Genomic DNA, 12077 nt, shown 5'->3' on the forward strand with positions numbered 1-12077 from the left:
ATATGGAGTCACCATGCTAGGTAGCGCAAACAAGACGGTCCTTTTGGGGTTGGTTACACTGTGTTCATTCTCTGCGTATGCAAACAACTTTAACTACAATACATTTGAGCTGCGCACAGGTATTGGCCCTAGTACATTTGGTGGCGAAGTCACAACAATGTTCACTCAAAACTCACACTTTGTTGCTCGAATCGATTCTGAATTTGAAGGGGATTGGGATGCGGCTGTAGGTATGGGGTTCAACGGCCCAATTAATCAGTTGGCTGATATTACTGGACAGATGTTACTGCACAACATCGAACGTAATGATGGTAACCACATTAAAACTGAAATCAATATTGGTTTAAGAGCTTGGTTGCTGGCAAACATTGAAGTTAACGCCCGCCTTGGTCAACTCGTCCACAGCGACGACACGAGTTCAATTGTCGGTGTAGGGGCTCGCTTCCACTCAACAGAACAGCTTTCAGTAGGTATTGACCTTCGAAATAACGGTACTTACGGCCACCAATTCTTAATGTCAGCTCGATTTGGCTTTTAAGTCTATTCAACACTTATGATCCATCAGTGAGCAAATGTTAAATTCGATTGTTTAAACGGTAACTTAAAGGCTAATAGTCTCGTGACCTATTGGCCTTAATGTCTGATTTTGCAACTAAAAACTAAACATTTAGCTTAAAATCCTCGAAAATCACCCTTTCTCGTCACTTCCGTTTATAACTCATTTTTATACTATTCATTTATTGATAAAAATCAGTAATAAAATATCTTTACGGTAATACGGCGTACTGCTACTCTCTTCCAAATTTCTAATAGAGTGAAGTACCGTAAATGGGTGTTAGCAATATTTCAATCAAGAACAAATTAACATTGATGTTTGTTGTCATTATTTTCGCAATGACTATGATTCAGACTTATGTAACAGGTAAGCAACTTCTTAACGAAACCTATCGTTCCATTCAGCAATATTCAAATACACTAACTGATACAACGGTATCGGGTATAGAAAAATGGATTGAAGGCCGAATTAACGTTGTAAATGCAGCGAAAAATTCATTTACTTTTACCGATGACCCAACCAGCTATTTAACTCAAAGTACAAGTGCCGGTAAGTTTCAAATTGCCTACGCAGGGCTTTCTGACGGTCGCTTTCTTCTAGGTGGTGATTTGCCAGTACCGCAAGACTACGACCCACGTACTCGAGATTGGTACAAAGCGCCTATGGCGGCACACTGAACCCTATGTTGATGTAGCTACGAATGACCTAGTGGTAACAATTGCAAGCCTATTCAATACCAACGGTTTCTCTGGTGTTATTGGTGCAGACCTGAACTTAAACACCCTCATTAATGATATTGTAAGTATCGAGCAACCTGGTGTTTACGCTTTTCTTGTCGATGGTAAAGGTAACATTGTTGCCCATAGAGACCGTGGCCTAACGCTAAAGCCTGTTTCTAATATTTCAAACAACCTTTCTGCTCAGAAAATCAAATCACTTGCGCAAAATCCAGAATTTGAAGAGTTAACCATTAAAGGTACCGACTCCCTTCTTTCTGCTCAGAAAGTTCCTCATACAGACTGGTACTTCACTGTTGTTATAGATAAAAATCACTCTTTTGCTTCTTACTATTCATTAGTTCGTCAGTCGGTAATATTTGGACTAATACAACTTGCTGTAATCGCATTTGTTGCGATGTTTATCATCAAGAAAGCACTATCGCCATTAACGACACTAAGCTCGGCAATGGAAGCATTGTCCAAAGGTGACGGCGACTTAACACAGCGTATGACTGTTCATAGTAAAGACGAGATTGGCACTCTAGCGCATCACGTCAACGCATTCATAGCAAAACTTCAAGAGATAGTGCGTGATATTGCGGGCTCTTCAAACCAGCTTAATCAGCAATCTGAAATTAGTACCAATGTCGCTCGTCAAACAAGTGAAGGTCTATCAGTCCAACTTCACGAAATTTCTCAGATTGCCACAGCCGTACATGAAATGTCGGCAACAGCAGAAGAAGTAGCAAACAACGCGCAAATGACGGCTGATTCAGCGATCAGTTCAACAGAGAATTGTGAACAAGGTAAGCAAGTCATCATCCGCAACCAAGATTCGATCACTAGCCTTGCTCAACAAGTTGAGAACGCTTCAGGAATCATTCAAGAAGTTGAGAAAAATGCGTTAGACATCAACACTATTCTATCAACCATTTCTGATATTGCAGAACAAACTAACCTACTTGCCTTAAACGCAGCGATTGAAGCGGCACGTGCGGGTGAGCAAGGTCGCGGTTTTGCGGTTGTGGCAGATGAAGTTCGTGTTCTTTCTCAACGTACTCACAGCTCTACAGACGAGATTCGCGAAATGATCGAGACTCTTCAGAAAAACAGCGTCAGTGCGGTTGAATCAATGCAACGTAGCCAAGACTTGGCGCAATCAAGTGTCGATGATGCAAACAATGCGACGATTGCACTGGAAGAGATCGCGACATCGATTCAACAGATCTCAGAGATGGCTTCACATATCTCGAATGCTGCTTCTGAGCAAAGATCGGTTACTGGTGAAGTCAGTAAGAATATTCAGTTGGTTAATGATGTATCAGAAAACATGTCTACTGAGGCTGATAACTCTCGTCACTTGTCTGAAGAGTTGCGCGGTATTGCTCAACAGTTGAATACTCAAGTTCAATTGTTTAAATACTAGACGTACGGATAATTCGTTCTAGCTCTTGAGCGCGGTTAAACAATGTTGTTTAACCGCGTTTAAAATTAGAACCAACATCAGAACGACAAAAAGCCCCCGACCACTATTGTGTTCGGGGGCTTTCTTATTCTCATTGCTTTCTTATTATAGTTAGCAAATAAACAGTTAGCTGCTAGCCGTTTACCTAATTACTAATGCAACTATAGGTCAACCAATACAGTTATAGACCAACTAAGACTGTTATAAGCTAACCATTAGTATCTTTTTCTGATGATCCAAGTACTCTTCATAAGTACCTTGGAAGCTCACTAATTGTTGGTCTTTTACATCAATGATGTGTGTTGCTAGCGAAGAAACGAACTCACGGTCATGGCTTACAAAGATAAGCGTCCCCGTGTAAACCTTCAATGCGTCGTTCAGGGCTTGGATTGCTTCCATGTCCATGTGGTTCGTTGGTTCGTCCATCACAAGCACGTTGATGTCTTGCATCATTAGCTTGCCGAATAACAGACGGTTTTTCTCTCCACCAGAACAGTTACGAGCTTTCTTGTTCGCATCATCAGCAGTAAACAATAGACGACCTAGAATACCACGTACCATAAGGTCATCGTGCTTCACTGTGCGCCATTGTGAGATCCAATCGAAGATACTCAGGTCGTTATCAAAGTTAGACGAGCTATCTTGTGGGCAGTAGCCTACTGATGCGTTTTCAGACCATTTAACGATACCTTCGTTTTGCTCTAGCTCTTGAACTAGGCATTTCAATAGTGTTGTTTTACCCACACCGTTCTCACCGATAACAGCAAGACGTGTACCCGCTTCAAGCAGCAAGTTACCACCAGCAAACAGTGTTTCGCCATCGAAGCCGTGACCAAGCTCTTTAAGTTCAAGCGCTTGACGGTGCAGTTTCTTACCTTCACCAAAATCAATAGATGGGCTCATACGGCTTGATGACTTCACTTCATCAAGCGTGATCTTGTCCATTTTCTTAGCACGTGAACTTGCTTGCTTTGCTTTCGATGCGTTAGCACCAAAACGGTTTACGAAATCTTGAAGCTCGCTGATCTCAGCCGCTTTCTTAGCGTTGCTCGCTAGAAGTTGATCTCGAATCAAACCTGACGCTTCTAAGAAGTACTCGTAGTTACCCGGGTAAACACGTAGCTCGCCGTAGTCGATATCCGCCATATGCGTACATACAGAGTTAAGGAAGTGTCTATCGTGCGAAATGATGATCATTGTACATTTACGCAGGTTTAGCTCTTCAGCAAGCCAGTTAATCGTATGAATGTCCAAGTTGTTGGTTGGTTCATCAAGAAGCAGGATATCTGGGTTTGCAAACAGTGCCTGTGCCAATAGCACACGGAGTTTCCAACCCGGAGCAACTTGTTGCATTAGGCCGAAATGGAACTCTTCTTCGATACCCGCTTGAATTAGGATATCACCAGCACGGCTTTCTGCTGTGTAGCCATCCATTTCCGCGAATTCACTTTCAAGCTCAGCGACTTTCATACCATCGTCTTCGCTCATTTCTGGCAAAGAGTAAATACGGTCACGTTCTTGTTTTACTTCCCACAGTTTTTTGTCACCCATGATCACTACATCGATAACGCTGTACTGTTCAAAAGCGAACTGATCTTGGCTTAGCACACCCAGTTTTTCTCCAGGAGTGATCGAAACGTTGCCCGAGCTTGGCGTCAATGCGCCACTTAGGATTTTCATGAACGTTGATTTTCCGCAACCATTGGCGCCGATCAAACCATAACGGTTTCCGTTACCAAATTTAGCAGAGATGTTTTCAAACAGCGGCTCTGCGCCAAATTGCATTGTGATGTTCGCGGTAGATATCAAAGAACTAATTCCTAAGCGTGTACTGACAGATAATTATTTGGCTATTTCAATCAGCCAAAATAAGAAGTACGAAAGTATGGATTAAACATAAAACGAAGCGCGGATTATATAGAGATCAGGATCACATTGTCGAGGTTAAACAGTGAACGAATGAAGAACAACGCACAATAAAGTGTATTTCGTCGGTTATTACATCATAAAAAGAAAAAATCCCCACTAATTCCATTAGTAGGGATTTCATTTCCCATCAATAAAAGCATCAGACTCTAATTCGAATGAATACCGATTGACGCTATTTAGTTACTTTTTTCTGAACGTATTTTTGACCAACATCGACAACGGCAACATCTCTAAAGAAGCTTCTCCCCAACAGAATTGGGAAAGAAAGATGCGTTCGATCTGCTAGCGTAAATTCAGTCTTATCTTTTAGATCGCCGATTTGAATTGAAGCGACAACAACAGCACGTCGTTGTGTACCTTCCGCGCTCGACTGCTTGATCTTAACCCAACGCTCTACCGGCAAGCTGATCTCTTCAGTTGTGATGCCATCATGTTCAATTTTGAACTTAACCCAATCTTTACCGTCACGTTCGAAATCAACAATATCAACGGCACTGATTGATGATGTTGTTGCACCTGTATCAACTCGTGCTTTAAACGCTTCTTTAAGACCAGGAACAAACACCCACTCCTCTTCGCCAAGAATCAGTTTGCCATCACTTGTCTTGGTTGGTTTTGCAGTCGGTTTTTGTTCAGGCTTTGGTTTCGCTTCTGGTTCCGTTGGTTTTACTTCTTCAGGCTTCTCTGTAGGTTCCGTTACTTTCTCGCCTTCCGTTGCGTCAATCTTAGAAGAGTCATCGACAACAGGTTGTTCTACTTGAGGCTTTTGCTCTGGCTCGACAGGAACTTTAGTCGTTGTCGAACAAGCAAACAGGCCACCACTTAGCATTAAAACTACAATCGCTTTCCAATTATACATTCAGTCACCTTCTATTTTGAAACGTTGGCTATCGCTTTAGCCACATAAGGAATATGGGATTCAGAAAGGCCCGCGATATTGATGCGTCCATCACCAACACCATAGACTCCATATTCTTCACGTAGTTGATTCATTTGAGTTTCTTTAAAGCCTAGTACACTAAACATGCCTTTATGGCTTTCGATGAAGTCAAATTGTGACGTGTTGTAAGTATTTCGCAATTCATCACATAAACTTTTGCGCAGATTTAACAAACGTTGCTGCATTTCACTCAACTCTTGTTTCCAAATCGTCGTTAGTTCTTGATTCTGAAGAATTGTTTTAACCAACGCGGCACCATGATCTGGCGGCATTGTGTAAGTTGAACGAGCCAGTGTCAGTAGCTTACCTTTAGCATTGCCTACGTGTTCGCTGTTCTTACCGATAACGATCGCGGCACCCGTTCTTTCGCGGTACAAACCGAAGTTTTTCGAACATGACGTCGTAATCAACATCTCTTCTACGTTGTTCGCCATATGTTGAAGACCTTTTGCGTCTTCTTCTAGGCCATCACCAAAGCCTTGGTAGGCAATATCAACAAACGGTAAGAAACCATTCTTTTGCGATAACTTAGTAATTTCCTGCCACGCTTCAAAATCAATGTCAGCACCCGTTGGGTTATGACAGCAACCGTGAAGAAGTACCACGTCTGATGGACCTGCTTTTGAAAGGTCACCCAACATTCTTGCAGTATCAACTTGCTTCGTTTCAGGACTAAAGTAACTGTAGTATCGAACTTTTAAGCCTGCCGCTTCCATCACCGGTTTGTGGTTAACGTAGCTTGGGTTTGAAATCCAAACCGTTGTGTCTGGTTGAGAGACTTTCATCAAGTCACCCAACATGCGAAGTGCACCACTTGCACCTGGTGTTTGAATCGCAGCAACGCGACCTATTGCAGAAGTCCCTTTAAGCAACAGATCAACCATGCTTTGGTTAAACTCTTCACAGCCTGCTAGGCCAACATAAGCTTTGGTTTTCTGTGTTTCAACAACGATATCTTGAGCCTTAGAGACGGCTTTCATGATCGGTGTTTCACCTTGGTCGTTTTTGTAAACGCCAATGCCTAAGTCGACTTTATCAGTGCGAGTATCGCCGCGGTAAGCGACAGAGAGAGAGAGAATTGGATCTAAAGTTGGTTTTGGTAGATGTGAAAACATGAAAGTCACAACCCTTTGAAATTCAAGTATGAGTTTCACGTTAACATTATCGTAGACAAATCAGAAACATTTTTTAATAGAAGCGCTTAGTTACCATAAGTAATCAGAAGTAATTAGAGATTGGTCATTTCAAACGGATAAACAGTGCAAATTTCAAACACCTAATAACCTATTGCACAATTCAAAGCGCTGTATTTGTAGGTATCTTATGCTTCTATGTGTCTTATGTTTCCATGCGCCCTATTGAGATCGCTATTGGGCACTTTGTTTGAATTGTCTTGGTGTCATTCCTGACCACGCCTTAAACCGAGTGCTAAAGTTAGCGGCATTTGGATATCCGACTATCTCGCCAATGTGTTGAATCGACCAATCACTCGATCTAAGTAGCCGCGCAGCGTATTCCATTCTCATACGCATAATATGAATCATTGGGCTGTGTGAGTAATAGCGCTGACACAAACGATGGAAGTGTGGCTCTGAGCACGGGAATAAGCTCGCGAGTTCATGAACGTTCCATTCTTTATGGAGCTGCTTTTGTACATTATCGAAAACGCGTCTTAAGCGGACCAAATTGCGTGACTGTTGCTGAGGCACTGGCGCATTAATCATGAACTCTATTTGGGCTACACTGTGAATGGCAATCGCTCCGCCTAAATCAATGGGCAAGGCAATGCTTCTCAACAACGTATGAATACAGGACGAAACAACTTCTGCTGCTGGTGATAGCGTATAACTCACCTCATCATTGACGACATTTTCCCATAGCTTGTTGGGCGAGAGAAAGATCCATGCGATCTGCCATGTTTCCTCTTCAATACCAAAACCATTCTCTATTCCTGCTGGAACAGTAATGCACGAACCCGGTTCTAAAATGTAACGACACGCCCCACTTTCTAACCAACCTTTTCCTCTCACGGTATAAACAGCATGTGTTTCTGTTGGTTCTTACGATACACCGAAAAGAAGTCTCGACACGACGCCGTCCCACACTGAACGATACCGAGCTCTTCGAATGCCAATACATGGCTTTGGTCGACAAACTCTTGATGCGTCTTTTCAGAGATCTCATACCTTTCTTGTTTATCACTCATATCACTGCTAACTCATTCAATTGGCCAACTTATCAAAGTGGATAGTTTGGCAAAAGTTTGTGATGAGTCTGAAGAATACAGCGAAAACAAATGCCGATAAACTTCTCGCATAATCACTACAGGGGAAATGCGATGCTCTCGACATATCGTCATTTAGACAAAGAATTTTGGCAAAAACTATTACACATCGGTTTACCAGTCTCGTTGCAAACCATGTTGTTTTCACTGCTTGGCGTGGTCGATATTTTTATGGTCAATCAGCTTGGTGATTCTGCAACCGCCGCGGTTGGTGTTGGCAACCGTATCTTCTTCTTCAACTTGATCATGGTATCGGGGATTAGTGGAGCCGTGAGCGTGCTAGCTTCGCAATATTTTGGTGCCGGTGATTTCAACGGAATTCGACGTACACTAGCGCAATCATGGGCACTTTCGATCTTTGCCATCATGCCCTTTGTGTTGATCTATACATTGGCTCCTGAATCAGTCGTGTCTGTGGTGGCCTCAGACCCTGATTACGTCCGATTGGCAACGGATTACCTTTGGATAACAGGAGCCAGCCTTATTGGTACTGCCGTAGTTGTGCCGCTAGAGAGTGCACTTCGTTCAGTGGGCGAAGCTAAGCTACCCACCAAAATCAGTATCTGGGCAATCATCGTCAATGCAATTCTCAATGCCCTATTGATCTTCGGCTTGTTTGGGTTTCCAGAACTGGGTGTGGTTGGTGCGGCTATTGGCACCACGGTATCTCGATTCTTTCAAACCATTGCATTGCTTGTTATGGCAAGAAAACATTATCCGCACCTATTCCCGACGTTAAGCAATTGGCGAGATGCGTTATTACCGAAGCATAGAAAGAAGTACTTTACGGTGGCTATACCTATGTTGGTTCACGACACTGTGTGGGCGGGCGGGATTCTTATTTACAACGTTATCGTTGGCCAAATGGGTTTTGATGATTGTGCTGCTGGAAGAGTTAGCGAAAATAGCTTTAACTAGCCAGCGGATTCACTCTAAGAAATGGATCAACAACTTAATAGAAGAGCCAGATCAGGTCGTTGCTTGAATGGTAGTTTAAGCGAATAAACGAAAAGAACTCACACCCAAGGGCCGATTGGTTGCATTGCGCTAACCATGACGCCCTTTTTCGTTTTACGAGTGTGCTAAGCCACGACAACTGTTATATGTCAGTAAATCGATGAATGATTTGGTTTGAGCTACCACGCCAATCCAACATCGGATCCGCTTTGTCTTGCTCGAAACGACCATCAATCAAAGTATCCACGTATTCAAGCACTTGCTTCTGCTTTTCATCGAGTTCGTCGAGCTCGTAACCCGTCCACACCCAGATGTCTTTACCTTCACACTCCGCTTTTACACGCTGAACAAGCTTAAGCACTTCAGATACGTTTGCAGGATGCAGAGGATCACCACCAGAAAGCGACAAGCCACGGCGCTTGATTCGCGGATCGTTCAGATCAGCGATAATGTGGTCTTGCAGTTCTCGAGTGAACAAGTGCCCTGAGTCCAAACTTTGCGTCGATTGGTTGTAACACCCGCGACACTGGTGCACACAACCCGACACAAACAAAGTGCAGCGTGTTCCCGGGCCGTTTACAACGTCGATTGGGTGATATTGATGGTAGTTCATAAGGCAGTTTTGAAAACTCGTTATTGCTTAATAGTTTGAAGCGAAATGCTGTAAGAGCTGAAATAAAAGAATTGGTATCGACATAGCGCCGATACCAATCTTGTTTCTTGAAACGTAGCTCTTCTTAGTAAGCTAGCTAATGATCTTAGAGCTTACTAAAGGTGCTTCACGCGACGTTTAACTTCTTCTTGCTTACCGAAGTTAAATGGTCGTGCATCTGGGCTACCAAGGTAACCACAAACGCGGCGCGTTACCGACACTTTGGTTGAGTCATGGTTACCACACTTAGGACACGTAAAGCCCTTACTTGTACAGTCGAACTCACCGTTGTAACCACATTCGTAACACTCATCAATCGGCGTGTTGGTGCCGTAGTAAGGAACACGTGTGTAGCTGTAGTCCCATACGTTTTCTAGCGCTTCGATGTTCTTCTGCATGTTCGGGAATTCGCCGTAACAGATGAAACCACCGCTAGAGATTTCTGGATAAGGCATCTCGAAATCGATCTTGTCGTATGGGTTCACTTTCTTCTGTACGTCTAAGTGGAAGCTGTTGGTGTAGTAGCCACGGTCAGTTACACCATCAATTACACCAAACTCTTTGGTATCGATGCTGCAGAAACGGCTGCATAGGTTTTCACTTGGTGTGCCGTATAAGCTGAACGCGTAACCTGTCTCTTTTGTCCAAGATTCCACTTCACGCTTCATGTACTCCACCAGCTCAAGCGCTTTAGCACGCATTTCGCCATCGTCATACAGGTGAACGTCTGTGCCGTAAAGTGCTGTCATCGCTTCATGGATGCCAATGTAACCAAGAGAAACAGATGCACGGCCATTCTTGAAGATATCGGCAATAGAATCGTCTGCTTTCAAACGAACGCCACAAGCGCCTTCCATGTATAGGATTGGCGCAACACGCGCTTTCACGTTTTCTAGACGAGAAATACGAGTTTCTAGAGCGCGACGAGCTAGCTTCAATTTTTCATCAAGCAGTTCGTAGAACTTAGCCATATCTTGTTTTGCGTTAATAGCAATACGTGGCAAGTTCAAGCTAACAACACCTAAGTTGTTACGGCCTTCATGAATCAACTCACCGTTTTCTTCGTAAGTATTCAAGAAGCTACGGCAGCCCATAGGCGTTTTAAATGACCCTGTCACTTCTACCACTTTGTCGTAGTTAAGAATGTCTGGGTACATACGCTTAGATGCACACTCAAGCGCTAATTGCTTGATATCGTAGTTTGGATCTTGCTTCTGGTGGTTCAAACCATCTTTGATTGCAAAGACCAGTTTAGGGAACACGGCTGTTTTGCGGTTCTTACCCAAACCTGCGATGCGGTTTTTCAAGATAGATTGCTGGATAAGTTTTGAACCCCAGCTTTCACCAAGACCGAAACCAAACGTGACGAATGGTGTTTGTCCGTTAGCCGTGTGTAGCGTGTTTACTTCGTATTCCAAAGACTGGAAAGCGTCGTAACACTCTTTCTCTGTACGAGATATAGCAAAAGCTTCTGGGCTGTGAATGTCCCATTCTTTCGCTAGTGATAGGTGTTTCTCGTAACTCGCCATTACGTAAGGTTCTAGAACCTCGTCGATACGGTTAATCGTTGTACCGCCGTATATGTGGCTTGCCACTTGCGCGATGATCTGTGCAGTTACCGCTGTCGCCGTAGAGATCGATTTAGGTGTGTCGATTTCCGCGTTACCCATCTTGAAGCCATGCGTTAACATGCCTTTAAGATCGATAAGCATACAGTTAAACATTGGGAAGAACGGTGCGTAGTCTAAATCGTGATAGTGAATGTCACCACACTCGTGAGCTTGTACGATATCACGCGGCAAAATGTGAGTTTTTGCATAATGCTTAGCCACGATACCCGCCAGCAAATCACGCTGAGTTGGGATAACTTTGCCATCTTTGTTGGCATTCTCATTGATCAGATCAACATTGCTTTCTTCGATCAGACCTTCGATCTCGCGAGTTAAAGCGCTTTGCTTTTCACGTGCGATGTCACGGTCATGACGATATTCAATGTAGGCACGAGCAAGAGACTTGTATGGTCCCTGCATTAGCTCGTTCTCGACCATGGTTTGAATTTCAGAGATATGAACTTCATCGTAGTCTTCGAGCTTCAACTCAACTGCTAATGCCACATTCAGAGCATAAATAGCAATTTCCTTATCGGTTTTGTCTGATGCTGCTTCCACTGCAGCTTGGATGCGATCTCTACTGAATGGAGCTCTTGAGCCATCACGCTTGATTACGATTGATTTCACCACTTCTCCTTACTCTTGAGGTATTCACAGACTTATCCACAAACACACTATAGAGCGATTTATCGTTTAACTAACACTAGATATTGTGGCGTATTTAACGAGAACCACCAACATTGAGTATTGATTTGGATCAATAAAATAGGCACGCCGAACAAGATAAATCCAATATTATTACGTGAGATCTCAAGTCGAAAAGAAACAATGTAACAATAAAAAAACTGCTAAAAAGAGTTGAATTTTCGGTAAGTGTTGTAGGATAACGGCTCAACTATATTGCACACCAAAGTTAAATGACCTCCGGCGGAGCCGGAGGCTTATTGGGTGACGCCCTCTAAGGG

At 43.3% G+C, this 12077-nt stretch carries 8 protein-coding genes and 2 pseudogenes; 4 read left to right on the plus strand and 6 right to left on the minus strand.

The window, feature by feature from the left end; genetic code table 11:
* Positions 1 to 13: 13 nt before the first annotated feature.
* The 3 genes from AB6C75_RS15635 to AB6C75_RS15645 all read left to right on the plus strand — a co-directional run bounded on the left by AB6C75_RS15635 (position 14) and on the right by AB6C75_RS15645 (position 2701).
* Positions 14 to 538, plus strand: coding sequence for a hypothetical protein (locus tag AB6C75_RS15635; RefSeq protein ID WP_372108119.1), 525 nt, complete (start codon positions 14 to 16; stop codon positions 536 to 538).
* Between the two features lie 290 nt (positions 539 to 828).
* Complete coding sequence (locus AB6C75_RS15640; protein WP_372108120.1) at positions 829 to 1233, plus strand: hypothetical protein; 405 nt, start codon at positions 829 to 831, stop codon at positions 1231 to 1233.
* Between the two features lie 31 nt (positions 1234 to 1264).
* Positions 1265 to 2701, plus strand: a complete 1437-nt coding sequence (locus AB6C75_RS15645; protein WP_372108121.1) for a methyl-accepting chemotaxis protein — start codon at positions 1265 to 1267, stop codon at positions 2699 to 2701.
* Between the two features lie 240 nt (positions 2702 to 2941).
* Here AB6C75_RS15645 and AB6C75_RS15650 read toward each other — a convergent pair whose 3' ends face one another.
* From AB6C75_RS15650 to AB6C75_RS15665, 4 genes and pseudogenes are all read right to left on the minus strand, one after another.
* Positions 2942 to 4549: an ABC-F family ATPase gene (locus AB6C75_RS15650; protein ID WP_372108122.1), complete on the minus strand. Its 1608-nt coding sequence runs from the start codon at positions 4547 to 4549 to the stop codon at positions 2942 to 2944.
* Between the two features lie 292 nt (positions 4550 to 4841).
* Positions 4842 to 5528, minus strand: coding sequence for a RimK/LysX family protein (locus AB6C75_RS15655; protein WP_372108123.1), 687 nt, complete (start codon positions 5526 to 5528; stop codon positions 4842 to 4844).
* A gap of 11 nt (positions 5529 to 5539) precedes the next feature.
* A complete protein-coding gene (locus AB6C75_RS15660) occupies positions 5540 to 6724 on the minus strand; it encodes an amino acid aminotransferase (protein WP_372108124.1) in 1185 nt (394 codons plus the stop codon).
* Positions 6725 to 6976: 252 nt separating this feature from the next.
* A pseudogene (locus AB6C75_RS15665) lies at positions 6977 to 7815 on the minus strand (AraC family transcriptional regulator).
* Positions 7816 to 7905: 90 nt separating this feature from the next.
* Here AB6C75_RS15665 and AB6C75_RS15670 point away from each other — a divergent pair.
* Positions 7906 to 8778 (plus strand): annotated as a pseudogene (locus AB6C75_RS15670) (MATE family efflux transporter); the annotation flags it as partial.
* 214 nt (positions 8779 to 8992) lie between these two features.
* Here the strand turns inward: AB6C75_RS15670 and nrdG are convergent.
* Complete coding sequence (gene nrdG, locus AB6C75_RS15675; RefSeq protein ID WP_372108125.1) at positions 8993 to 9463, minus strand: anaerobic ribonucleoside-triphosphate reductase-activating protein; 471 nt, start codon at positions 9461 to 9463, stop codon at positions 8993 to 8995.
* 155 nt (positions 9464 to 9618) lie between these two features.
* A complete protein-coding gene (gene nrdD / locus AB6C75_RS15680; RefSeq protein ID WP_009845338.1) occupies positions 9619 to 11739 on the minus strand; it encodes an anaerobic ribonucleoside-triphosphate reductase in 2121 nt (706 codons plus the stop codon).
* Positions 11740 to 12077: the final 338 nt, after the last annotated feature.

The organism is Vibrio sp. 10N.237.312.B06, from assembly GCF_041464685.1.
Classification (GTDB): Bacteria; Pseudomonadota; Gammaproteobacteria; order Enterobacterales; family Vibrionaceae; genus Vibrio; species Vibrio tasmaniensis_A.